The organism is Agrobacterium sp. 22-226-1, from assembly GCF_053522345.1.
Map to the genome: position 1 here is coordinate 526,517 of NZ_JBNWCP010000001.1, position 25,088 is coordinate 551,604.

General features: G+C 60.9%; 20 protein-coding genes and 1 riboswitch. Of the genes, 11 read left to right on the top strand and 9 right to left on the bottom strand.

Features of this window, described 5'->3' with window-relative positions; all coding sequences use genetic code 11:
• Positions 1-60: 60 nt before the first annotated feature.
• Positions 61-849 (top strand): transporter substrate-binding domain-containing protein, encoded by a 789-nt coding sequence (locus ACQZ5K_RS02605; protein WP_448737323.1) that lies wholly within the window; start codon positions 61-63, stop codon positions 847-849.
• Between the two features lie 232 nt (positions 850-1,081).
• On the opposite strand, the gene atzF is transcribed toward ACQZ5K_RS02605, so the two are convergent.
• From atzF to ACQZ5K_RS02640, 7 genes are all read right to left on the bottom strand, one after another.
• Positions 1,082-2,908: an allophanate hydrolase gene (atzF, locus tag ACQZ5K_RS02610; RefSeq protein WP_448739555.1), complete on the bottom strand. Its 1,827-nt coding sequence runs from the start codon at positions 2,906-2,908 to the stop codon at positions 1,082-1,084.
• Entirely contained in the window at positions 2,908-6,444 is a 3,537-nt protein-coding gene (gene uca / locus ACQZ5K_RS02615; protein WP_448739556.1) for an urea carboxylase, read from the bottom strand. Before uca ends, atzF begins: the two co-directional genes overlap by 1 nt.
• A 4-nt stretch (positions 6,445-6,448) precedes the next feature.
• The gene (locus tag ACQZ5K_RS02620) at positions 6,449-7,099 is read right to left on the bottom strand and encodes an urea amidolyase associated protein UAAP2 (protein WP_174056264.1); all 651 of its coding nucleotides are present in this window, start codon (positions 7,097-7,099) and stop codon (positions 6,449-6,451) included.
• Positions 7,100-7,115: 16 nt separating this feature from the next.
• Entirely contained in the window at positions 7,116-7,931 is an 816-nt protein-coding gene (locus tag ACQZ5K_RS02625) for an urea amidolyase associated protein UAAP1 (protein WP_448739557.1), read from the bottom strand.
• A gap of 163 nt (positions 7,932-8,094) precedes the next feature.
• Positions 8,095-8,841 (bottom strand): ABC transporter ATP-binding protein, encoded by a 747-nt coding sequence (locus ACQZ5K_RS02630; RefSeq protein ID WP_448739558.1) that lies wholly within the window; start codon positions 8,839-8,841, stop codon positions 8,095-8,097.
• Positions 8,838-9,656 carry an ABC transporter permease gene (locus ACQZ5K_RS02635; protein ID WP_004432677.1) on the bottom strand — a complete coding sequence of 273 codons (819 nt, stop codon included), beginning with the start codon at positions 9,654-9,656 and terminating at the stop codon, positions 8,838-8,840. Before ACQZ5K_RS02635 ends, ACQZ5K_RS02630 begins: the two co-directional genes overlap by 4 nt.
• A gap of 60 nt (positions 9,657-9,716) precedes the next feature.
• The gene (locus tag ACQZ5K_RS02640) at positions 9,717-10,790 is read right to left on the bottom strand and encodes a putative urea ABC transporter substrate-binding protein (protein WP_448739559.1); all 1,074 of its coding nucleotides are present in this window, start codon (positions 10,788-10,790) and stop codon (positions 9,717-9,719) included.
• A gap of 73 nt (positions 10,791-10,863) precedes the next feature.
• Positions 10,864-10,973: riboswitch (guanidine-I (ykkC/yxkD leader) on the bottom strand.
• Positions 10,974-11,300: 327 nt separating this feature from the next.
• Here ACQZ5K_RS02640 and ACQZ5K_RS02645 point away from each other — a divergent pair.
• From ACQZ5K_RS02645 to ACQZ5K_RS02660, 4 genes are read left to right on the top strand one after another with little or no spacing between them, the layout of a single operon-like run.
• Entirely contained in the window at positions 11,301-12,545 is a 1,245-nt protein-coding gene (locus ACQZ5K_RS02645; protein ID WP_448739560.1) for an ABC transporter substrate-binding protein, read from the top strand.
• A gap of 46 nt (positions 12,546-12,591) precedes the next feature.
• Positions 12,592-13,509 carry a carbohydrate ABC transporter permease gene (locus tag ACQZ5K_RS02650; RefSeq protein ID WP_059760857.1) on the top strand — a complete coding sequence of 306 codons (918 nt, stop codon included), beginning with the start codon at positions 12,592-12,594 and terminating at the stop codon, positions 13,507-13,509.
• Complete coding sequence (locus tag ACQZ5K_RS02655) at positions 13,506-14,336, top strand: carbohydrate ABC transporter permease (RefSeq protein WP_004432685.1); 831 nt, start codon at positions 13,506-13,508, stop codon at positions 14,334-14,336. The genes ACQZ5K_RS02650 and ACQZ5K_RS02655 overlap by 4 nt, the downstream gene beginning before the upstream one ends.
• A gap of 15 nt (positions 14,337-14,351) precedes the next feature.
• Entirely contained in the window at positions 14,352-15,512 is a 1,161-nt protein-coding gene (locus tag ACQZ5K_RS02660; RefSeq protein WP_448739561.1) for an ABC transporter ATP-binding protein, read from the top strand.
• Between the two features lie 46 nt (positions 15,513-15,558).
• On the opposite strand, the gene ACQZ5K_RS02665 is transcribed toward ACQZ5K_RS02660, so the two are convergent.
• Positions 15,559-16,320 (bottom strand): GntR family transcriptional regulator, encoded by a 762-nt coding sequence (locus ACQZ5K_RS02665; RefSeq protein WP_004432690.1) that lies wholly within the window; start codon positions 16,318-16,320, stop codon positions 15,559-15,561.
• A gap of 222 nt (positions 16,321-16,542) precedes the next feature.
• Between ACQZ5K_RS02665 and ACQZ5K_RS02670 the strand changes: the two genes are divergently transcribed.
• The 6 genes from ACQZ5K_RS02670 to ACQZ5K_RS02695 all read left to right on the top strand — a co-directional run bounded on the left by ACQZ5K_RS02670 (position 16,543) and on the right by ACQZ5K_RS02695 (position 23,519).
• The gene (locus ACQZ5K_RS02670) at positions 16,543-17,574 is read left to right on the top strand and encodes an L-idonate 5-dehydrogenase (protein ID WP_448739562.1); all 1,032 of its coding nucleotides are present in this window, start codon (positions 16,543-16,545) and stop codon (positions 17,572-17,574) included.
• A 54-nt stretch (positions 17,575-17,628) separates the two neighbouring features.
• Positions 17,629-18,777: a galactonate dehydratase gene (gene dgoD / locus ACQZ5K_RS02675; protein ID WP_448739563.1), complete on the top strand. Its 1,149-nt coding sequence runs from the start codon at positions 17,629-17,631 to the stop codon at positions 18,775-18,777.
• Positions 18,778-18,957: 180 nt separating this feature from the next.
• A complete protein-coding gene (locus ACQZ5K_RS02680; protein WP_448739564.1) occupies positions 18,958-20,157 on the top strand; it encodes a mandelate racemase/muconate lactonizing enzyme family protein in 1,200 nt (399 codons plus the stop codon).
• An 11-nt stretch (positions 20,158-20,168) separates the two neighbouring features.
• Positions 20,169-20,936 carry an SDR family oxidoreductase gene (locus ACQZ5K_RS02685; protein ID WP_448739565.1) on the top strand — a complete coding sequence of 256 codons (768 nt, stop codon included), beginning with the start codon at positions 20,169-20,171 and terminating at the stop codon, positions 20,934-20,936.
• A gap of 217 nt (positions 20,937-21,153) precedes the next feature.
• Positions 21,154-22,782, top strand: a complete 1,629-nt coding sequence (locus tag ACQZ5K_RS02690; protein WP_448739566.1) for a Ppx/GppA phosphatase family protein — start codon at positions 21,154-21,156, stop codon at positions 22,780-22,782.
• Positions 22,779-23,519 (top strand): RlmE family RNA methyltransferase, encoded by a 741-nt coding sequence (locus ACQZ5K_RS02695; RefSeq protein WP_448739567.1) that lies wholly within the window; start codon positions 22,779-22,781, stop codon positions 23,517-23,519. Before ACQZ5K_RS02690 ends, ACQZ5K_RS02695 begins: the two co-directional genes overlap by 4 nt.
• Here the strand turns inward: ACQZ5K_RS02695 and ACQZ5K_RS02700 are convergent, their stop codons facing one another.
• Positions 23,520-24,917, bottom strand: a complete 1,398-nt coding sequence (locus ACQZ5K_RS02700; protein ID WP_035236057.1) for an MDR family MFS transporter — start codon at positions 24,915-24,917, stop codon at positions 23,520-23,522.
• Positions 24,918-25,088: the final 171 nt, after the last annotated feature.

Consider the following 25,088-nt stretch of genomic DNA (forward strand, 5'->3'; position numbering starts at 1 on the left):
GGTGACGCCAATGTCGCCTGACGAACAGGAAAATTCAAAAAATCAATAAGGGAACGAGTCATGAAAATCAAATCTATCGCATTTGCCGTCGCCGCACTCGCTGCGACCATCACCAACGCTCCGGCATTTGCCGCAGAGCTTGAATTGCTGGAGCCCGGGAAGCTGCAGGTCGCAACGGAAGGAACATTTTCGCCCTTCAGCATGCGTGCCCCGGATGGAACGCTCGACGGTCTGGAAATCCGCGTGATGAAGGAAGTGGCAAAGCGCCTCGACCTCACCTACACGCCGGTTCTGATCAAATGGGACTCCCTGCTGGTCGGTCTTCAGGCGGATCAGTACGATATCATCAGCGCTTCGATGGATATAACCGAAGAGCGGCAGAAGCGCGTTACCTTCGCCAATGGCTGGCTGGAATCGGGCGGCCGCATCGTCGTCCAGAAGGGCTCGGCCATCAAAAGTGCCGCTGATCTCAAAGGCAAGACCGTCGGTGCGCTCGTCTCTTCCACCTTCGCAAAAATCGCCGAGGAAAAGGGTGCCGTCGTCAAAGGATACAAGGCTGAATCGGACGCGATGCAGGACCTCGTCAACGGCAATATCGACGCGACCATTACCGATGCGATCGCCGGTGCATGGGCGATCAAGAATTCCGGCCTTCCCCTCGAAATGACGCCGGATTTCGTCAGCCACGTCCAGAAAGGTTTCGCCATCAAGAAGGGCAAGCCCGAGCTGGTGAAGGCGGTGAACAAGGCGCTCGCCGACATCGTGGCCGACGGCACCTATGCGAAGCTGACCGTCGAACTCGTGGGTTTCGATCCGGCGCCGAAAGACCCGATCAAGAGCCTCGAATAAGCGCCCGGTCGCTAAGACCGTCTCCCGGTCGGCCGGTGCGAGGAGCGTTCAGGGTCGAACAGGCGAAGATAGTGTCGCCTGTTCGATCTGGCGTCTCCGATGCCCGGAACAGCGATTGCGATGAAACCGGACTTAGCCGTTTCGACGTCCTCGGCCCCAATACATTCCGGCTCGCGCAGTCAAAAGCATCACCGTTGCTCGCCGGAGGATGCCCAGATATCTGGAGAAAATGTCACGCATGGCTTTTCCTTTCTTCTTGTTTGATCGACCGGATATAGGCGCGCCACCCGCCAAGGCCTGTCACTTCCACAGCACCCTTGAGCGCATAGGGTTCGCACAGGAAGCCGGAGATTTGTGATCCGTCGTCCAGCGTCACCTTGCCGATGCCAAGTGGAGCGGGAATGTTCTGCACGAAACGTCCGAAGGTTTCGGGCGTCACCCTCCAGACCTCCACCTCCAGACCCGCGCCTTTAAAGCCGGGCTCCCGCCGCAAGCCGGGTTTTGGTGGAACGGTATTCGGCAAGACGAACAGCCGGTAGTCGCCGGCCGTACGGCAGGATTTCATCAGCCGGCCGCCGGGGCCTGTGAGTTCGTGATTGAGCGGCATGCCGGTGAGATGGGCGCCGACAACGACAATCGGCACCAGCCCGTCATCGGTATCCGCCACTTTCGAAGCTTCCGGCAGGGCAGCCCTGCGGTCCCTGCCCATGCCCGGCTGCAATGCGCGGTGCAGCATATCGGCAAACGGCGCCAGCGCATCGTCGGAAAAGGCCGGGCCGAACAGGGTGACACCCGCCGGCAAATGATCCGCGGCATCGAAGCCCGCGGGAACAGCGATGGCCGCATAACCGAACAGATTGGCGAAATTGGTATATCGCCCGAAATGGCCGTTCTTCGCGATCGGATCTGCGCGCATCTCCTCCACCGTGTAGGTGGTCGGGGATGTCGGCAACATCAACATGTCGGCTTTCGCCCATTCCGCCGATGCCTTCTGGCGAAGCGTCTCGAGCCCGTATAGTCCCTCGAAGGCGTCGACGGCATCGTATCGCCTTGCCCCCTCGATTATTGCCCTTACGGTGGGATCGAAATCGCCGGCATTGGTCGCCAGGAAATGCTTCACCGCCGCCAGACGCTCGGCCACCCACGGGCCGTTATAGAGCAGCTCGGCGGCCTGACGGAACGGCGCATAGTCGAAGGGGACGATGTCTGCGCCGAGCATTTTCGCTTTTTCGATAGCCGCGTCATAAAGCGCCTCGAAAGCGGCATTGCCGAAAAATTCCCGTTCCCCGGGCTCAAGCACGCCAATGCGCAGCCCGGCAGCCGGCAGGGCGGCCGGCTTTGCCCTGCGCGAGAAGGGATCGGCGGAGTCATAACCCTCCATGACCCTGCGCACGGCTACACCGTCGCCCACCGTCGCGGAAAAAACGGTCACGACGTCCACCGAGCGGCATGCGGGTACGACGCCGACATTCGGCACCAGTCCGGGCGTAGGCTTGATACCGACAATATTGTTGAAGGCCGCGGGCACGCGGCCGGAACCGGCCGTATCCGTGCCGAGCGCGAAACTGGCAAGGCCAGACGCCACCGCCACGGCGGAGCCGGAGGACGAGCCTCCCGACACATAGGCCCTGTCGAACACCGATCGCGGAGCGCCGTGCGGCGAGCGTGTGCCGTTGAGCCCGGTGGCGAACTGGTCGAGATTGGTCTTGCCGATGACGATTGCGCCTGCGGCCTTCAGCCGGGCGATGACGGTCGCATCCTGTTGCGGCCGGTAGGCAAAGGCCGGGCAGGCGGCCGTCGTCGGCAGGTCGGCCACGTCGATATTGTCCTTGACGGCAAAAGGTACGCCCCACAGCGGCAGGCTGTTGGCCATGGGCGCGCGGGCCAGAAGGTCGCGGGCGGCGGCGCGCAAATCCTCGTCCGGCGTCTTCGTTATGAAGATCGCCGGATCGTCCGACGCCTCGATGCGAAGAATTATCTCCTCGACGAGATCGAGCGGGCTCAGCCCCTTCGAATAGGCATCTTTCAGCGACGCGATATCGAGAATGATCGGCAACATTACATGGCCTCCAGAACGACCAGCACGTCGCCGGCCCTGACATTGCGGCCCGGCCCGGCGCGGAGATCGCGCACCTTGCCCGCGGCGTGCGCGTTGACGGTGATTTCCATCTTCATGGATTCGATGATGGCGAGCGTTTCTCCGGCCGCCACCTTCTGCCCTTTTTCCACCAGCACCTTCCAGACATTGCCCGGCACGGCACTTTCAATGCCGAAGCAGCCGTCGGGAATATCGCCCCCGAGGCCGGGACCGACACCTTCATCGACAACGAAACTGTCGAGCCCCTGATCTTTCCAGCGTTGGCGTTCCGCCTCGAAGGCGGCCTGCTGGCCCGCCTTGAATGCGCCGATTGCGGCGGCATTCTTCTGAAGCTCCGCCTCGTAATCCGCATAGGAAAACTCGCCCTCTTCGATACGGACGGGATAACCCCCATGGGGAAAGGCGGCGCGGGCTTCGGTCAATTCGCCGTGGCTGACGGGAAAGAAACGGACCCGATCGAAGAAATCGAGCAGCCAGGGTTTGTCCTTGCCGAAGACCGGGGTTTGCCGCCACGTATTCCACATCTGGATGGTGCGCCCGAAGAGCTGATAGCCGCCCGGTCCCTCCATGCCGTAGATGCACATATAAGCGCCGCCGATGCCGACGGCGTTTTCCGGCGTCCAGGTGCGCGCCGGATTATATTTTGTCGTGACGAGGCGATGGCGCGGGTCGAGAGGAGTGGCAACAGGCGCGCCGAGATAGACATCGCCAAGCCCCATGACGAGATAGGAGGCGTCGAAGATTTTGTCTTTTACCGCCTGTTCGTCATCCAGACCGTTGATGCGGCGGATGAATTCGATGTTCGAGGGGCACCAGGGCGCATTGGGGCGCACCAGCTCCTGATATTTGCGCATCGCCAGCGCCGCATCCGGATCGTCCCATGACAGCGGCAGCCAGACGGTGCGGCTCGGCACCTTCACCGAGTGAACGGAAGGCATGCCGCTTTCGATTTCGGAAAGAAGGCCGAGCAACCGGCCACGCGTCACATGCGATCCATCGTAGTGAATCTGCAGCGAGCGGATGCCGGGGGTCAGGTCTATCAGGCCGGGAACGCCGGCTTCCCGCACCGCCTGCATCAAAAGATGGCTGCGCAGGCGCAGGCTGACATCGAGCTGCATCGGGCCATATTCGACAAGCAGGTTGTCATCGCCCTGCCGGCGATAAACGACCGGAACCTCGCCGTCATCGCGATGGCCGAGAATGGGGGAGCCGGCATTGTCGCCAATGCGTTTGACGGTGGGGCCGGCAATGGGATCTTCCGCCCGCGCAACCGGATGAAAGCGGATTTTGTCGCCCGGTTTGAACTGTCCCATCTTCCATTGCTCATCCGCGGCAATCACCGCCGGGCAAACGAAGCCGCCGAGAGACGGGCCATCCGGCCCGAGAATGATCGGCATGTCGCCCGTAAAATCGATGGCGCCGATGGCATAGGCATTGTCATGGAGGTTGGAGGGGTGAAGCCCGGCTTCTCCGCCATCCTGGCGCGCCCATTTCGGCGCAGGGCCGATGAGGCGTACACCCGTGCGGGCGGAATTGAAATGCACCTCATATTCGGTCGCAAACAGGGTCTCGATATCGTCCTCAAGGAAAAAATCCGGCGCGCCGTGGGGCCCGTAGAGCACGCCTACCGACCATTCGCGGGTCAGGTCGGCAGGTTCGGAGGCGGCTTTCGCATCGCCCTGGGGCGCGCGGGCGAGGCGAAGAACGTGGCCGGCGCGCAAGGTGCCGGTGGCGTTGCCGCCAAACTGACCAAGCCCGAAAGTGGCGCGCGAGCCGAGCACGACCGGCGCGTCAAAACCGCCGGCCACCGCCAGATAGGCCCGCTGCCCCGCACCACCGATCTGGCCGATGGTAAGCGTCTGCCCGGCCCTGACCGTGATCGGGGTGTTATGCGGAACGGGTTCGCCGTCGCACGTCATCGGCATTTCCGCGCCGGCAAGCGCCACCGTCACATCCGCAAAGAACTTGAGCACCGGACCGGAAACGGTGATTTCCAGAGCCGCGGTGTGATCGTGATTGCCGACCAGCCGGTTCGCATGACGGAAGGAACGTTCGTCCATCGGTCCGCTCGGCGGCACCCCGACATGCCACAGGCCGAGACGGCCAGGCAGTTCCTGAAGGCTCGATTGGGCTCCCGGCGCAATGACCTCGACGACATCCGGCACGAAGGGAAAATCCTTCAGCGCCGTGGTCGCGACATTGCCGGTCCGGAAAAGGCTGGAGCCGGCAATCGCCCTGAGATAGTCGAGATTGGTCTCGATGCCTGAAATCGCGGTGTGCGACAGGGCGGCGCCGAGACTGGCGATCGCCGCGTTGCGATCCGCGCCCGTGACGATGATCTTGGCCAGCATGGGGTCGTAAAAAGGCGTTACCTCCGTGCCGGTCTCTATCCAGCCGTCGACCCGGACATCCTCGGGAAAAACTACCTCGGTCAGAAGACCGGCGCTCGGGCGAAAATCGGCATGCGGCATTTCCGCATAGACACGCGCCTCGATTGCCGCCCCCTTCGGTATCAGCTCCTCTGCGCCGGTCAGGACATCGTCGCCGGCGGCCTGACGGATCATCCATTCCACCAGATCGATGCCGAAGACGGCTTCGGTCACCGGGTGCTCCACCTGCAGCCTCGTATTGACCTCCAGGAAATAGAATTCCTCGCGGGTCGGATCGTAAATGAACTCGACCGTGCCGGCGGAGCGATAATTCACCTGTTTCCCCAGCGAGACGGCCCCCGCATGCAGGCGCGCCCGAACCTCATCGGAAAGCCCGGGGGCTGGTGTTTCCTCGATGACCTTCTGGTTGCGGCGCTGAAGCGAGCAGTCGCGTTCGCCAAGCGCGATCACCCGTCCCTTGCCGTCGCCGAATATCTGCACTTCGACATGGCGAGCCTTCGCCACGAACCGTTCCAGATAGACGCGGGCGTCGCCAAAGCTCGCTTTCGCCGTGCGCTGCACGCTCTCGAAGGCCGCTTTCAGCGCGGCGTCGTCGGCGCAAAGCTGCATGCCGATACCGCCGCCGCCGGCGGTGGATTTCAGCATGACCGGATAACCGACGCCTTCCGCGGCGGCGAGCGCCTCTTTGACCGAGCCAAGCAGGCCGGATCCCGGAAGCAGCGGCACACCGCTTTTCTGCGCCAGTTCCCGGGCGGTGTGCTTCAGGCCGAAATCGGCGATGTTTTCCGGTGTCGGGCCGATGAAGACGATGCCTTCGGCCGCCAGCCTTTCGGCAAAGCCGATGTTTTCGGAAAGAAAGCCATAACCGGGATGGACTGCTTCCGCCCCCGTCTTTTTGCAGGCGGCAATCACCGCTTCGACATCGAGATAACTTTCTGCGGAGGGTGCGGGTCCGAGGCGTATCGCTTCGTCGGCCGTCAATGCTGCTTTGGCGAAGCGGTCGGCATCGGAATAAACCGCGACGGAAGCAATACCCATGTCCCGGAGTGTTTTGATGATGCGGACGGCGATTTCGCCACGATTGGCGATGAGGACTTTCTTGAACATCGGCTCAATCCTCCCCGTTCCAAACGAGCACCCGGATCGGCGTCGGATCGAAACCATTGCAGGGATTGTTGATCTGCGGGCAGTTGGAAATGACCAGCAGCACATCCATCTCGGCCACCAGTTCGACGTAGTCGCCGGGCGAGGAAATGCCGTCCACGATGGTCATGCCGCCATTGGGCGAGATGGGCACATTCATGAAAAGGTTGATATTGGAAACGACATCGCGTTTGCCCATGCCGTATCTGGCGACCTCGGCGACGAAATTGTCCCGGCAGGCATGAAGATATTTCGTCCCATGGCCGAAACGCACCGTGTTGCTTTCGCAGGAGCAGGCGCCGGCGGAGGTATCGTGACGGCCGCAGCTGTCGGCGGTCACGGTCAGCATTACCCGACCCTCGCTCGACATGATTTTCGTGCCGGTCGAAATATAGGCCGCGCCCTGCGCCCGCACCGTATCCTGACTGGAGTAGCGTTCGGAAAAGTCCCGAGCGTTGTAAAACAGCGTGTCGATGGCCTGCTGGCCGTAAGTGTCTTCGATACGAACCGTGGCGCCCTTGCGGATGAAGGTGGAGAAGGGTTTTTCAGCCGGGACGTAGTGGTTTTGCGCTGCATTTTCACATGTGCGCGACGAAACGGTTTCAATGAAATCGGTCATGTTCGTTTCTCCCGGCTCAAAGGTTGGAAAGCGCGTTGTTCTCGAAACCGCGCACGGCCTCGGCGGTGGCGGTCCGGCACAGGTCGTCGGCGGCGACCGGAGCGGCCGCAAGGCGGGTGACCGTCACCGGGTTCGGCGCATAGGCCGGGTTGGGATCGAGCGGATGCGGGCAATTGGAAAAACCGACCAGCATGTCCATTTCCGCACGCAGCTCAACATAGTCCCCGCCATTGAGGAGGGCCGGGTTCCAGAAAAACCGGCCTTCGGCATCAACACGCACGGGCGCGAAAAGCGTCAGCGCGGCGGGAATGTCACGGCGGTCGAGGCCGAGCTTCATCGCCAGCTTGATGAAGTTATCGCGGGTGTCGCGCAGATGTGCGCCCTCATAACGGACGTTGCTCTGCGCGTTCGAGCCGCCGACAAGGCAATCATGCGCGCCGGAACTGTCTTCGGTAATCGAAAACATCACACGCCCCATGTCGGAAAAGATGACGCGGCCTTTGGAAAGCCCCGTCGTCCACTGCACCTTGATCGTGTCGGGCAGATTGATGCGTTCCGAGGTGTCGGCGGCATTCCAGGCGATGAGCGCAATCGAAGAGAAGCCGTGGCTGAGGCTGATGCGCAGCACCTCTTCCCTGCGCAGCCTGGTCGTCCAGTACCAGCCGCCGGGAATGATTTCGCGGTAAAGGATTTTCGTTTCGTTGAGCGTGGGTTCGGGCAGGAGGCTGAAGCCGGGCAGCGCCTTGGGCGCGAATTCCAGCCCCTTTTTCTGATGATCTTCATAACGGGCGCGATTGGCGGCGATTTCTTCGGGCGAACGTCTTTGGTGCATAAGGTGCTCCATGGCGGTTGAGTTCGGGTCGTCCCGGTGTCTGCCCTTGTTTGCCGGGTCGTCCCGGCGGGCCGTCGGAAGCAATTCCGGCAGGGGTGTTGAGCCGCCCCTCTATCCGCAACTGCGCAGTCGACATCAGGGCTTGGCCCTGATGCATATCGTTTCAGGCGGCGACGCCGCCGGCCCGGCGCGGCGGCCAGATCGAAATGTCGCGGGTGACCGTTGCGCCATAGCGCAGTTTTTCCTCCGGGCGGTCGCGTGGGCGCTCGAAAGCGATGACGCGGGTGGCAAGCGTGAAGGCCTCGCGCATGTCGTGCGTCACCATCACCACCGTCATCTGCGCTTCGTTCCACAGCCGTTTCATCAGCTGGTGGATTTCGGCGCGAATGCCGGGGTCAAGTGCGCCGAAGGGTTCGTCGAGCAGCAGGATTTTCGGCCGCATCAGCAGCGTCTGGGCAAGCGCCAGGCGCTGCTGCATGCCGCCGGAAAGCTGGGCGGGATATTTATCTTCCGACCCTGAAAGGCCGACATCGGCGATCATGGTGCGGGCCTCGTCGATCGCGGTCCGGCGGGCGGCGCCGAACAGCCTGCCGCTGACGGGCGAGGCGGCAAGTTCCTTGCCGATCAGGACGTTACCGAGCACGGTCAGATGCGGAAACACCGAATATTTCTGGAACACGACGCCGCGGTCCGATCCCGGTTCGTCGGGCAGCGGTTTGCCGTCGAGAAGGATCGTGCCGCGGCTCGGCCGCTCCTGGCCGAGGATCATGCGCAGGAAGGTGGTCTTGCCGCAGCCGGACGGACCGACAAGCGCGACAAATGCGCGGGATTCGATCTCGAGCGAAACATTCTCAAGCACGATCTGGTCGCCATATTCCTTCCAGACATTGTCGATGGTGAGCGTGCTCATGCCTTGTTCTCCGTTGCCGACCAGGGAAAGACGGCAAGGCGCAGCCGGTCCAGCAACCAGTCGGTCAGCACGGCGATAAGCGTGATCCAGATGACATAGGGAAAAATCACATCCATCGCGAGATAGCGGCGAACGAGGAAGATGCGATAACCGAGCCCCGCATCGGACGAAATCGCTTCCGCGGCGATCAGGAAAAGCCAGGCCGGTCCGAGCTGGAGACGCAGACAGGTGATGAGCCGCGGCAGGACCTGCGGCAGCACCACGCGCAGCGCGATCTGCCATGAGTTTGCCCCGAGCGTCTCGGCCTTGATGATCTGCTCGCGCGGCAGTTCGATGGCCCTGAGCGCCAGATCGCGGATCATCACGGGCGCCACACCGATGACGATGAGTGCTATCTTGGAAATTTCGCCAAGGCCGAGCAGGATGAAAAGGATGGGCAAAAGCGCCAGCGGCGGCACCATGGAAATGGCGCCGACGAAGGGCGAAAGCAGCGATCGTGCGTAAGGCAGCATGCCGATCAGCATGCCGATGGCCAACGCCATCGCGGTCGCTATCCCCAGTCCCGAAAACAGGCGGATGAGGCTTGCGGCCGTATCCGTCCATAGAAGAATATCACCCGTGCGGGCATCGGGGATGACGGCCAGCCGGTTGATGGCGTCGGCAAGGCCGGCTAAGCCCGGCAGAAGCTTGTCATTGGCGTTTTCGGCAAGCCGTGCCGCCGAGCCGACCGTGTAAGCGATCAGCACGGCCGCAAAGGGCAGGACGGCAAGTCCAAGACGGGCGCCGTTCGAAGGACGCGAATTGATCCAGCGCATGGGAAACTCCGGGGTGATGGCAGGGTGGAAGACCGCGCCGGGGCGCGGTGCGGCTGGTCCTCAGAGCATTCCCTTGGCCGCTTCGGCCATGTAGTCCGTCGTGAAGCGGAACTTGATGTTGGACGTGTCACCGCGGACGGCCCCATCCGGAAACGCGATGCCGATCGCGTCCGCCGATGAAGCGCCGTTGCCAAGCAGGCCCTTGTCGAACAGGAAGTGCCGCACCCGGTCCATGGTCTTCGGCAGGTCCGGCGAAGCCGTGAAGGCGACCGCGTCCGCCGGCTTGTCGAACAGCTTGGTGGCCGCCATCTGGGCTTCGAAACCGGCAAGATCCGTGCCGGATGCCTTGCCCATCGCCTCGCGCGCCGCCTTGCCTTCCGCGCTCTCGGCGGTCATCACCTTCATCGTATCGTACCAGATGCCCGCGAGCGCCTTGCCGAAATCGGGATTATCCTTCAGCACATCGGTATGGGCGACCATCAGATCGATGATCTCGCCGGGGACTTTGGAACTGTCGAAAACCTTGTTGGCCGAGGAATTCTGGAGAATGGTCGAAACCAGTGGATTCCACGTCACGACAGCGGAAACCTCCGGCGTCTGATAAGCGGCGACCATGTCCGCGTCGGACGTATTGACGACTTTCACATCGCGTTCGGATGAGCCGATGGTTTCGAGCGCCCGTGCAAGCAGGTAATGCGACACGGAGAACTCCACGAGATTGATGTTCTGGCCCTTGATCTCGGCAAGGTCTTTTTTGTCCTTGAGGATGACGGCATCGTTTCCATTGGAGAAATCGCCGACGATGACGGCGGTTGTATCGACGCCGCCGGCAGCGGGAATCGACAGGCCGTCCATGTTGGTCAGCGTCACGGCGTCATAGGCGCCCGCCGTATACTGGTTCATCGATTCCACATAATCGTTGAACTGCGTGACCTCGATATTGATGCCGTATTTGTCGGCCCATTTCTTGACGATGCCATGGTCGGCGGCATAGCCCCAGGGCATCCAGCCGACATAGATCGACCAGGCGACCTTGAAATCCTTTTTGGGCGCAGCATCCGCTGTCGAAACCAGCGGGAGCGCAAGAAGGCCCCCCAGCGCGGAAATGGAAATGATTGTTCTGAAAGTCTGCATTGGTATTCCCCTTTTGCTTGTTCTCAAAAAGGGATCGGCATAGACCAACGCCGCCAATCCCTTGGCTAACGAGGTCTCCCGGGCTTTTGTCCCGCCGTGCATCCGTGCGAGATTTCTCCTCGCACAGTGGCTGCTCTCGGACCAGTCATGCAAACCTGCACCGGAACCCTAGCGGCCAACTCGGAATAAACGAAGCAAACCGCGTGCCAGATTGGATTTCGGGGTTTGACGCGCGATTTCGTCAAAATGCGAAGAAGAGTGCCTGATTTGTGTTCTTGCCGATGGGCTTCCGAGCATATTTTTTAGGCGCAGCTTCGACGAGCCGCCGTGTCGTGGCTTTCATCAGGCCATTCCGTCACCATCGTCATCGCAGAATTGCCAGCGGGCAACAACGTAAAATAACAGCATTGACTTTCGTGAAATATCACAACATTCTAGTTCGCGGATGAGGAGGCATGTCCGGCGGTGGAGGAAACGTCCATCGGATATGTATAAGGATGGAGGATCCAAATGGCTTATCTGCATTCAAGACGTGGAATTATTCGCGGCGCCCTGGCGTCCGTGCTGCTGGTCTCGGCGCTATCGGGCACGGCCTTTGCGCAGCAGGCGAAAGAGAAGATCACATTTGCCGCTGCGATGTTCTCCGAGGCAGGCCGCGGTGACCGCGCCAAGGCGTGGGTTCAGAAATTCAATGAAAGTCAGGACAAGATCGAGGTCGAGCCGATCGCGATCCCGTTCTCCAGTTTCGCCAACACCGTCTTCACGCAGATGGGTGGGGGCGGCGGCCCGGATCTGGTCCGTTTCGACCAGATCGACTATTTCGCAGCCGTGCCATCGGGGCGCGTTCTTTCCCTCGAAGGCCTTATCGATCCATCGCAGTATAAATTCATCGGCCCCGACAAATATCTCGCGGTGAACGGTAAGCGTTATGGCGTGATCTTCGATTCCACCGGTTACGGGCTTCTTTACAACAAGGATATCGTCAAGGGCGCACCGCCCACGACATTCGAGGATTTCCTCAAGGTTGCCAAGGAAACAACGGGTGACGGCAAATATGGTTACGCCTATCGCGCCACGATGGCAGAACGGGCCGGTTTCTGGCAGGACGTCTGCAATTTCGTCTACGGATTTGGTGGCCGCTGGAGCGACGCTTCCGGCAATCTGACGGTAAACAGCCCCGAGGTCATCAAGGGTATCGAGGCGTATAAGGCGGTCTACGATCTCGATGTCATTCCGAAAGGCGCCGATGCCGCCACCTACCGGCGCATGTTCTGGGAAGGCAAGATTGCCATGAATGTCGACAATGGCGGCGTTGCGGCGATCTTCCACCAGAATTCCCCGAACCTTCCCTTTGCCGCCGCACCTTCTCCTTTCCCGACACCGGCTCAGGGCCTGATCATGACCATGCTGTCGATCAACGCCAATACCAAGCACAAGGATGCGGCCCTCACCTTCCTGAAATGGGCGCTGGAGCCGGAAAATCAGCAGGGCCTGCAAAAGGCCATGGGAACCATCGTCGGCACGGTGACGCAATATTCCGCCGAGGATCTGGCGGCGCAGCCCTGGCTTACCGTTTATGACAAGCAGGTCGAAACGGCGGTTCCGCAACTGGTCATGGGCCTTGAGACGAAGACGCCGGAAATCCAGCAGATCGTGCTCGAGAGCGTGCTGAAGGTTCTTCAGGGCGGGGAAAACCCCAAGGACGCCATGGATGCCGCGCAGCGGCTGATCGAGCGACGGGTGCTGCGCCGCTGATGCGGCGCAGACTTTACCTGCAATTTTCACAAAGCGAGTAATGTCGATGCGATCATCCGACTCACGCAGCGGGATCGAGGGCAGCCGGTGGACACCTTATTGGTTCGCCGCGCCTGTCGCCCTTTATCTTCTGCTGTTTCAAATCTACCCCTTGCTGCAGGAGTTGAAGCTCAGCTTCACATCGACTTCGCTGCTGTCTCCCGACGACCAGCTCTTTGTCGGTTTCGAAAACTATCTCTACATCTTCGAAACCAGCGATTTCGCGCAGGTTCTCTGGGTCACGCTGATCTATACGATCCTCTGCGTCGTGCTTGCGATCGGTTTCGGTCTCGGTACGGCGCTGCTTCTCAACAACCCCTTTACCGGACGCGGCATTGCCCGCGCCCTGGTAACGGTGCCCTGGGCGGCGCCGCCGGTTGCCGTTGCACTGATTTTCACCTGGATGCTCAACTCCCAATATGGCGTGTTCAATTATGCGCTGCGGGTGCTGGGCCTGCCGTTTTCCAGTGAAAACTGGCTGGACAATCCCTCGCTTGCCCTGCCTGCCATCATGATCACGACCATCTGGCAGATCTTTCCGTTTTCTTCGGTCGTCATTCTGGCAGCTCTGCAGGGCGTTCCATCGGAAGTGCGCGAAGCTGCGATCATCGATGGAGCCGACCGGTTCAACGTCTTCAAGACGGCTGTATGGCCGACCATCCAGCCGACCGTGCTGTTGCTCGCTCTCTTCGTCACCATCTGGTCGCTGCGCCGTTTCGATCTGATCTGGCTGATGACGCAGGGAGGTCCGATCGGCGCGACCAATACGCTGGTGATCGAGCTTTACCGTCAGGGCTTCGTCTATCGCGAGCTCGGCAGTGCTGCCTCCATCGGCATGGTGGGCCTCGCCATCGCGCTTGTCGTGACAATGATCTACTTCAAGATATCGCAGCGTGCCGAACGTGCGCAGGGGAGACGCGCATGAAAACCTCTCCCTGGCAGCACAGCCTGCGCATGATCAGCGTCCTTGCCCTTCTCGGTGTTGCTGTCTTCCCGATCTATTGGATGTTGGTGACATCGCTCACCACGTCTTCGGAACTCTTTGCCGCAACCCCGCAGTTCCTGCCGTCGTTTTCGGAACTGAATGTTTATCAGGACGTGTTCAAGACCATACCGGTTGCGACATGGCTGAAAAACAGCGTGATCGTTGCTTCCGGCACGACGGTGCTGAGCATTGTGCTGGCGATCCTGCCCGCCTATGCGCTCTCCCGTTTCCGGTTCGCCGGTCTTGCTCTTCTCGGCTTCGTGCTGTTTGCCACCCAGATGCTGCCCGAAGCCATGCTGGTCGTGCCGCTTTACGCCATCTTCGGTGATCTCGGGCTGCTCAATACTTTGACCGGCCTGATCCTCGCCAACACCGCCTTTACGGTGCCGGTCATCGCCTGGATTCTCAAAGGGGCCATCGATGCAGTGCCGATCGAGGTTGAAGAGGCCGCCCGCATGGAGGGGTGCTCCAAGCTCGACGTGGTGCTTCTGATCGTGGTGCCGCTGATTGGGCCGACGCTCGCCGCCGCCTCGGTCATCGCATTCTTCAACGGCTGGAACGAGTATGTTTTCGCCCAGACGCTCATCAGCAGCGAAAGTCTGCGCACCGCCTCGGTGGGGCTCGCCGGTTTCGTCGGCGAATTGTCGACGCCAGTGCATTCCGTCATGGCCGTTGGCTTCATCTACACGCTGCCTGCTGTCCTGTTTTACCTTCTTGTCCAGCGTTATGTCGTGGCCGGTATGACGGCTGGCAGCGTCAAGGGCTGATAAAGGATCTTTGAAATGGCATCCATTACCCTGAAAAGCGTCAGCAAGAGTTTCGGCGCAAAGGACGTTATCCGCAATATCGATATCGCCGTTTCGGACGGCGATTTTCTGGTGCTGCTTGGCCCTTCGGGCTGCGGAAAATCGACGCTTCTGCGCATGCTGGCCGGTCTTGAAAGCATTTCCGGCGGAGAAATACTGATCGGCAGCCGTCGCGTCGACAATTTGCCGCCAAGCGACCGCGACATGGCCTTCGTTTTCCAGTCCTATGCACTCTATCCGCATCTGACCGTGCGCAGGAACATGACGTTTCCGCTGGTGATGAAACAGTTCCGCTGGTGGCATCACCTGCCGATCATCGGAGGCCTTGTCAGGCGGCGGATCGAGAATTCGCCGCAGGTGAAGGAAATGGTACAGCGCAATGCGAAGATACTGGGCCTGACCGAGATGCTGGACCGGTTTCCGCGCACTCTGTCGGGCGGGCAGCGGCAGCGTGTCGCGCTAGGCCGGGCGATGGTGCGGCAGCCCGAAGTCTTCCTGATGGATGAGCCGCTCTCCAATCTGGATGCCAAGCTCAGGACGTCGATGCGGGCGGAAATTTCCAAGCTGCATGCCGATATCGGCGGTACATTCGTTTATGTGACCCACGATCAGGTCGAGGCCATGACGATGGGAACCAAGATCGCGCTGATGCGCGACGGTGTCGTTCAGCAATTCGGTTCGTCCCGCGAAATCTATAGCGATCCGGCCAATACCTATGTCGCGCGCTTTATCGGCACGCCGCCGATGAACCTCATCGAAGCCGATGCGGCAAGCGGTGTCGTTAGCGTCGGTGGCATTACGCTGGCGTTGCCGCAGGGCCTGTCGGCAGCGATCAGGAAAGACGGCAAGGTTCTGTTCGGCATCCGCCCGAATGCGATCCGGCTGACGCCCGAACGTCAACCCGGCAGCGTCGAAGGAACGGTGACGCTGGTGGAGCATATCGGCGCCGAATCCGTCATTGCGGTCACGCTCAGCAATGCCCGCACGGCGCATCGCGAGGAAGGCGAACTGGACGCCGTCATGGTCACCGAACAGGGCTATACCGGGCTTAAAGTCGGTGATCCGGTTTCGCTGGCGTTCAACCTCGATGACGCCGTTCTGTTTTCCGCCGAAACCGGCCTGCGGCTACGCCCATAATCTTCAGCACCGGAGCCGGATCATGAAGAATGCAAGAGGCGATACTTCACAGCGAGATCAGCGATTCCAGGCTGGAATCGAGGATGGATGGATCGATGTCCCTCTCGAGGGCATCGAACATCCGGTCGACATAGTCGATCAGCTGGTCGGACGCTTCGACGGCCAGCGCGACATTCCGCTTGGCGATTGCCTCGAGTATGCCGATATGGCTCTGGATGCTTCCGGCCAGACTTTCCGCGCCGCCGATATTGCGGTGATGGATCAGGCCGATGCGCCGGAACAGGGTGTGGAGCGGCCGCAGCGTATGCTCGAGGAACGGCTCTCCCGCCGCCAGCAGGATCAGCTTGTCGATACGACGGTCGAAAATATTGAAATCGCCGATCGCCATCGTGTCGCGCTGGTCTTTCAGAATGCGGGTGATGTGCAGCATCTGCGAACGGTGCGTGGACGTGGAGTGCTCGGCGGCCAGCGACACGACGAAACGCTCGAGGTCGCGCCGCAAACGCAGAAGCATTCGCTCGCGGGCGAGGTCGATGGGCGCGATCTGCAGGCCATGACGGGGCTGAATGATCACGAGCGTATCGGCTGCCAGCCGGCTGACCGCCTGATGCACGGGCGTGCGGCTCAATCCGGTCTCTCTCTGCAGGTCTTGAATGGAAAGGAAGCGGCCAGGCTTGAGTTCACAGGTAATGATCAGGTGCTCGATGCGCTCATAGGCAAGCTCCGTCAGGTTGACGCTGTTGCGTCTCTTCTTCTCCTGCGGATTGCCGTCCTCATCTTTCGTCCCGTTCTTGTCTTCACTGGTCATGCTTCATTCCTCGAGATTCTGCCTGACGTTACCGTTCCGTCTCGTCAGTTGCAAAATGCAATGACAGGAAATTTCTCAATATTTCAGATTTCCAGAATTTTCAAAGGAAGCGCCGGCCCGGCGAGAAAGCTTTTCGCCAGCGCACGGCACCATCAAACCAAAAAATGTCTCGCTTGAAGGCTGCTCAGGCACCGTCACAGCGAAATCAGGAAGGAAAATTCGATGTTAGGCGTTATCATTCACGCTCAAAAGGATCTGCGGATCGAACCCGTGGCCAGCGTCGCCCCGGCTGCCGGTCAGGTTCGGATTGCCGTCAAGGCCGGAGGCATTTGCGGTTCGGATCTCCATTATTACCTGCATGGCGGTTCCGGCAGCATCCGCGTGCGTGAGCCGATGGCGCTCGGCCACGAGATGGCCGGCATTATCGAGGAATGCGGCGCCGGTGTTTCGCATCTGGTGCCGGGCATGCGGGTGTCGGTCAATCCGAGTTCTCCCTGTTACGAATGTGAATATTGCCGGGAGGGCGCCCATAACCAGTGCATGAACATGCAGTTCATGGGCAGCGCCATGCGCCTGCCGCATGCGCAGGGCGGTTTTCGCCAGAGCATCACCGTCAGCGCCGCCCAGGCAATTCCGATTGCCGAGACGGTTACCATGGCGGAAGCGGCCATGGCCGAGCCGCTTGCGGTTGTTCTGCACGCCATGAAACAGGCGGGGCCGCTTCTGGGCAAGCGGGTTCTGGTCACGGGCTGCGGTCCGATAGGGGCATTGTGCGTGCTGGTGGCGCGGAATGCGGGCGCTGCGGAGATCATCGCGACGGATGTGGGCGAATTCCCGCTGCAGGTCGCGCGTAAACTCGGCGCGACAGCGGCTCTAAACATGGCGACGACGCCGGAAGCGCTTGCGCCCTACGCCACGGGCAAGGGTACGGTCGACATCTTGTTCGAGGCCTCGGGCAATCAGGCTGCGCTCAACGGCGCACTCGCAGCCATCCGCGCCGGCGGCATCATCGTCCAGCTCGGGCTTGGCGGCGATGTTACATTGCCGATCAACGCCATCGTCACCAAGGAATTGCAGCTGCGCGGCACCTTCCGTTTCGACAGTGAGTTCCAGCAGGCCATCGATTTGATGAACTCCGGCCGCATCGATCTTACACCGCTCGTAACCCATACATTGCCGTTTCAGGAGGCGAATGACGCGTTCATGCTCGCCACTGACAGGTCGCGGGCGATGAAGGTGCAATTATCGTTCTAAGAGGCACCGTGGGCGCGGCGATCCGCTTCGATGGCGGAGATGAAGGCAACTATCATGAAGATCACAAAACTCACCACCTATATCGTTCCGCCACGCTGGCTGTTCCTCAAGATCGAGACGGATGAGGGCATCACCGGCTGGGGCGAGCCCGTGGTCGAAGGCAGGGCTTTGACGGTTCAGGCTGCCGTGCATGAGCTGGAGGATTACCTCATCGGCAAGAATCCGTTCCTGATCGAGGATCACTGGACGGTCATGTATCGCGGCGGGTTTTATCGTGGCGGTGCAGTCCATATGAGCGCGATTGCCGGGATCGACCAGGCGCTCTGGGATATCAAGGGCAAGGCGCTCGGCCAGCCGATCCACGCGCTGCTCGGAGGCCAGTGCCGCGACCGGATCAAGGTCTATTCATGGATCGGCGGTGACCGTCCGAGCGACGTGGCGAACAATGCGCGGGCCGTCGTTGCCGCGGGCTTCAAGGCGATCAAGCTGAATGGCGCCGAAGAGCTGCAGATCGTCGACGGCAACGACAAGATTGACGCCATCGTCGCGACCATAGGCGCCGTGCGCGATGCGGTGGGGCCGCATATCGGCATAGGCGCCGATTTCCATGGCCGGGTTCACAGGCCAATGGCCAAGGTGCTGGCAAGGGAACTCGAGCAGTTCAAGCTGATGTTCATCGAAGAGCCGGTACTTTCGGAAAATCTCGAGGCGCTGAAGGAAATCGCCAATCATTGCTCGGCTCCGATCGCGCTCGGCGAGCGGCTTTATTCACGTTGGGATTTCAAATCCGTCCTCTCCGGCGGCTATGTCGATATTATCCAGCCGGACCTTTCGCATGCGGGCGGAATTACCGAATGCCGCAAGATTGCGACGATGGCGGAGGCCTATGACGTCGCCCTTGCGCCGCATTGCCCGCTTGGGCCGATTGCTCTGGCTGCCTGCCTGCAAATCGATGCTGTCAGCTACAACGCATTTATCCAGGAGCAGAGCCTTGGCATTCACTACAATCAGGGCAGCGACCTTCTGGACTACATCACCAACAAGGATGTCTTCCGTTACGAGGACGGGTTTGTCGAAATACCGCAGGGTCCCGGCCTGGGTATCGAGGTTGATGAGGCGCATGTGATCGAAATGGCAAGGCAAGGCCATCGCTGGCGCAATCCGCTCTGGCGTCATCAGGATGGCAGTCTCGCCGAATGGTAAGCGCAGCGATGAGGCAGGCTTTTCTGACAGTGACGATTCTCTCCGTTGGAACCGGTGCATCGGAGAGCTGACGAGAACCGCCTTTGGGACTGGAGCATGTTTTCTTGTGAGAGATAAGTAGATGGTCCTGTCCATGCAATTTGGAAACGAAACGACGGGCAGACAGAAATGGAAGCAATGATGAAAATAACTGCGATCAAGACTTTTCGAGCAGAAGAGTTCTCCAATGTTCTCTGGGTGCATGTGGAGACCGATCAGGGCGTTACCGGTCTCGGCGAAACCTTTTATGGGGCGGCGGCCGTCGAGGCCCACATCCACGATACGCTGGCAAGCCGGCTCGTGGGCCGCAATCCGCTTCATATAGAGGCCCTTCACCGGGAAATGCTCAACCTGCCGATGGCCCATGCCTCGACGGGGGCGGAACACCGGGCGGCTTCCGCAGTCGACATCGCGCTGTGGGATATTTTCGGCAAGGTGTGCGGACAGCCTGTCCACCAGATGCTGGGCGGGCTCTGCGTGGAGAAGATGCGTGTCTACAATACCTGCGCCGGAAGCCGCTATGTGCGGACGAAGAAGATCAAGCCGGTCGATACCTGGAATTTGGATGAGGAAGCCGGTCCTTACGAAGACCTCGACGGTTTCATGAACCGGGCGGGCGAACTGGCGGAAGACCTTCTGTCGAACGGCATCACGGCCATGAAAATCTGGCCGTTCGATCCTCCGGCGATGGAAAACCGCGGCCTGTTCATCACGGCGGAACAGATGAAGACGGCGATCAAGCCGTTCGAACTGATCCGCAAGGCGGTCGGCGACAAGATGGATATCATGGTCGAGTTCCACTCGCTGTGGAACCTGCCGGTTGCCAAGCAGATCGCGCGGGCGCTCGAGCCGTTCAAGCCCACATGGTACGAAGATCCGATACGGATGAATTCGCCGCAGGCGCTTGCCGAATACGCGCATTCCACCGATGTGTGGACCTGCGCCTCCGAAACGCTCGGCACCCGTTTTGCCTATAAGGACTATCTCGACCGCGATGCCGCCCATGTCGTCATGGCCGATCTGTGCTGGACGGGAGGTCTGACCGAGGGCCGCAAGATCGCGGCCATGGCGGAAACCTATCACCGGCCTTTTGCCCCGCATGACTGCATCGGCCCAGTCGGCTTCGCCGCCGCCATCCACATGAGCTTTTCGCAGCCCAACACGCTTATCCAGGAAAGCGTGCGCGCTTTTTACAAGGGCTGGTATCGCGAACTGGTGACGGAGGTTCCGCGTATCGAGGGCGGCTTCGTTTATCCGATGGAAGGCCCCGGCCTCGGCACTGAACTGCAACCGTCCTTCTTCGAACGCTCGGATCTGTCCGTCCGCGTCTCTGAACTCTGAGGGGAATCGTCATGAGCGTTTCACTATTCGATCTCAGCGGTAAGACGGCGCTGATCACCGGTTCCTCCCGCGGTTTGGGGCGGGCCTTTGCCGAGGGGCTGGCGAATGCCGGCGCCCGGGTGATCCTCAATGGCGTCGATGCCAACCGACTGGAAGAGGCGGCTGCGGCGATGCGGTCGACAGGTCGTGAGGTGCTGACGGCGGCGTTCGACGTGACCGACGAAGCCGCTGTCATCGCAGCCTTCGAGCGGTTCGACCGGGACGGCATACGGGTGGATATCCTCGTCAACAATGCCGGCATCCAGTTCCGCAAGCCGATGCTGGAGCTGGAGACCGCCGACTGGCGAAGGGTGATCGACACCAATCTGACGTCGGCCTTCCTCGTCGGCCGGGAGGCGGCGAGGCGAATGGCGGAGCGCGGTTCCGGCAAGATCATCAATATCGGATCGCTGACCTCCGAACTCGCCCGGGCAACGGTTGCGCCTTACACCGTGGCGAAAGGCGGCATCAAGATGCTGACCAAGGCCATGGCGGCCGAGTGGGCCGAAAAGGGCATTCAGGCCAATGCGATCGGCCCCGGTTACATGATCACCGATATGAACGAGGCCCTGCTCGCCAACCCGGAATTCGACGCCTGGGTCAAGGCGCGCACGCCGGCGCGGCGCTGGGGCCGGCCCCAAGAACTGGCGGGAACCGTCATCTATTTTGCGTCCGCCGCATCCGACTACGTCAATGGCCAGATCGTCTATGCCGATGGCGGCATGATCTCCGTGTTGTAGGCGAGCGCCCGCAATTGGTTTCGTCACGCTTGGGGAGAGCGTGACGGGTTCCAGCAAAACCAGCGGAGGAGCAGCATGAAACTCTTATCGATGAAGCGTGCACTCGGCGCGGGCGTCACGCAACCTTGGTGATGTGTGAGCCTTTGCCACACGCCGCCCGGCAAAAACCATTTGGCTAAAATCGCTTGCGCTGGTATTGTCCGCCCAACGAAACCTTATGAAAGCCAGCAGCATAGCGTCTACGCTTGTGCGCGGCGAAATGGACAAGACAGTGATCGACCCCGGAAACGGCCCAAAGCCGTCGGAACAAGGGGCGTCGGTGGCGAACAAAGGGAAAGCGAAGCGATCCCGTCGTGGCAAGAAACACAAGCGTGACGGTCAGCCCCGTGACGCTGTTGTGCTGTCGCATGATGTTGCCGCGGATGTTCCGGCCGGTTCCTCCTATGTATCGGCTCTTGAGCCGGATGCCGAGCCGCGCAAGAGAAAGCGCCGCAGGCGCTCTCGCGGCAAGGGTGCGTCTCAGCAGGCTGCCCCAGCTTCCACCGTGCAGACGCAGGCTCCAGCCGCAACAGATGCTGCCAATCCATCCTCCGTGCCGCCGGGCGCAGGGCGAAAGTCGCGCCACCGCAAGCGTGGTCACCGCGATCCACGCGGTCGCGATCCACAGGGCCGTCCGCTGGTTCCCACCCATGCGCCGAAACATGTCGGCAAGCAGAATGGCCGCGCCAATGGGGCCGGGCAGGAACCGCATCGGCAATCTGAAATATCCGCGCGCCATGCAGGCCGCCAGCATGAGCATGGCCAGGAGCCGCCGGCGGATATGTATGCCGCGCTCGATCTCGGCACCAATAATTGCCGCCTATTGATTGCGCAGCCGACGCGGCCCGGTCAGTTCCGGGTCGTCGATGCCTTTTCGCGCATCGTCCGGCTGGGCGAGGGGCTGGTGTCGAGCGGCCGGCTCTCCGACGACGCCATGGATCGTGCGGTCGAGGCGCTGAAAGTCTGCTCCGCGAAACTCTCCGGTCGTCCGATCAGGCGCATGCGGCTCATCGCTACCGAGGCCTGCCGTGCTGCGTCGAATGGCGAAGAGTTTCTGGCGCGGGTTACGCGGGAAACGGGACTGAAGCTCGAAATCATCAGCCGCGAGACGGAAGCCCGCCTTGCGGTGTCTGGCTGTGCCTCTCTCGTCGGGCGCGAAGCCCGCTCCGTCGTGCTGTTCGATATCGGTGGCGGATCGTCGGAAATCGCCGTCATCAAGGTCGGGGAAAACCGCTCGAACCGGCTCGCCAATCACATCACCCACTGGACCTCGTTGCCGGTCGGTGTCGTCACGCTTTCGGAACGTCATGGCGGGCGCGATGTGACGCCGGACGTCTTCGCCGCCATGGTGCGGGAAGTCGAGGGGCTGCTCGATGCCTTCCATTGCCCGCCTCTCGCGCCGCAAACCCATCACGAGGATTTTCACCTGATCGGGACCTCGGGCACGGTGACGACGCTTGCCGGCGTCCATCTCGATCTGCCACGATACGATCGCCGCAAGGTGGATGGCCTCTGGCTTTCCGATGCCGAGGTGACGGCGATGCAGGACAAGCTGCTCGCATGGGATTTCGCGGGCCGCGCCGCCAATGCCTGCATCGGGCCTGACAGGGCCGATCTGGTTCTGGCCGGCTGCGCCATTCTCGAGGCCATTCGCCGCCGCTGGCCGGCACGCCGTATGCGCGTGGCGGATCGCGGCCTGCGCGAAGGCCTTTTGACGGATATGATGGCGGATGACGGCGCATGGCGGCGCAACCGCATTCGGCGCATGCAGATGACACGGCAGGACAGGACGGAAGGTTTGACATGAGCAAGGCGCCGACAAGCAACAACCGCACCGGCCGCAAGATCGGCCAGAAGGTCAAGAAGACCAAGCTCAAGGCCTCGTCGCGCCGCTGGCTGGAACGTCATATCAACGACCCCTATGTGCAGCGCGCCAGGCTTGAAGGCTACCGCGCCCGCGCCGCCTTCAAGCTCTTGGAAATCAACGACAAGCACCAGATTCTCAAAGGCGCGCGCCGCATCATCGACCTTGGCGCCGCTCCCGGCAGCTGGTCTCAGATCGCTTCCAAGGTGACGGATTCGACCGAGGACGATATCCGCGTCGCGGCTATCGATTTCCTCGAGATCGATCCCATTCCCGGTGTGAAAATCCTGCAGCTTGACTTCCTCGATCCGAGCGCGCCGGAAAAGCTGATGGAGGCCGTTGGCGGCACGCCCGATCTGGTGCTGTCGGATATGGCCGCGCCCACCACCGGTCACCAGAAGACCGACCATATCCGCACCATGTATCTGTGCGAAGTCGCGGCCGATTTCGCCGTTCAGGTGCTGGCGGAAGGCGGTCACTTCCTTGCCAAGACCTTCCAGGGCGGCACGGAAAAGGCATTGCTGGATATGCTGAAGAAGAACTTCAAGCAGGTTCTGCACATCAAGCCGGCGTCCTCACGCTCGGAATCGGTGGAAATGTTCCTGCTTGCCAAGCACTTCAAGGGCCGCAAGAACGAGCCGACCGACGTATCCGAAGCCGAAGAGGCTTCCGAAGACTGATCACTCCGCCGGTTGTGAGACCTTGCCCCGGTGGCCGGAAACGGCCGCCCCGGCATTACCGTCCATGCGGATGATCGGCACGATGGCGAACAGCGATACCAGCGCCACGATGGTGAAGGCGATGTGGAAATCGGCGAGCTGCAGATGCGTGCCGGACATCATGCTGCTGACTTCCAGAATGGAGGCGGCGAAAGCCACGCCCAGCGCCAGGCTGATCTGCTGCAGCACCGACGCCATCGAGGTCGCCTGGCTGGCCTGACTGTCCTCGATATCGGAGTAGCTGAGCGCGTTCGATCCGGTGAAGAAGAAGGACCGGGCAAATCCCGCTGTCACAAGGAAGATCATGATCAGCGGATAGGGCGTTTCCGGGGTGAAGAAGCTGTTGGCGAGCGTCGTGCAGGCGCCGACGATGCCGGCCCCGATCAGTGTCGAGCGAAATCCGGTTGCCGCAAACACCCGCTTGGCCATGAATTTCGTGGTGATCGCACCGATTGCGCCGGCAAAGGTAATCATGCCCGACTGGAACGGGTTGAGCCCGAAACCGATCTGCAGCATCAGCGGCATCAGGAAGGGTATGGCGCCCGTGGAAATGCGGAAAACGGTGCCGCCGACGGACGCCGCCCGGAAGGTCGCGTTCTGGAAAATGCGAAAATCCAGAATGGGGGCGGGGTGGCGCGCGGCGTGGCGCAGATAAAGAAAACCGCAGATGAAACCGATGATGGTCGAGGCAATGCCGATGGCGGGCGGCAGCGCCGGCAGGCTGACGACGGAGAGGCCGAACACCACGCCGGAGGCGGCGATGCCTGAAAGCACGAAGCCCTTGCCGTCCATCGGCGGCGGGTTGGTGGTTTCGATTTCCGGCAGGAAGATCGTCGAGAGCCAGATGCCGATGACGCCGATCGGCACATTGATCAGGAAAATCCAGTGCCATGAAAAATAGGTGGTGATGAAGCCGCCGATTGGCGGGCCGGTCAGCGGTCCCACCAGCCCCGGAATTGTCAGCAGCGCCATGGCGGAGACGAGTTCGCTGCGCTTGGTCGTGCGCAAAAGCACGAGGCGGCCGACGGGCGTCATCATCGCCCCGCCCATGCCCTGCAGGAAACGCGAGAGCACGAATTCGAACACCGAGGACGACACCGCGCAGCAGATCGACCCCACCACGAAGACGCCGATGGCGAACCGGAAGATTTTCTTCGCGCCATATTTGTCGGCCATCCAGCCGCTGATGGGAATGAAGATCGCCAGCGCCACCATATAGGCCGTCAATGCGAGCTTGAGCGTGATCGGCCCGACATGAAGGTCGGCGGCAATTGCCGGCAGCGAGGTGGCGATGACGGTGGAGTCCATCTGCTCCATGAAGAGAGCGACTGCCAGGATGAGGGGAATGATGCGGTTCATGAGGCTGCCTGCGGCTTTCCGCTGCGACAAAGGATATCGCCGTTCCTCCTACGCCTGATAAGCGGGCTTGCCAACACGTTAATTATCAATTTCTCAAGTTCCGATCAAACCTGCGTGAGGCCGGTTTTCTTGCAACTTTATCGCTCTATTGTCCGTTGGCTTGGTTCAGTT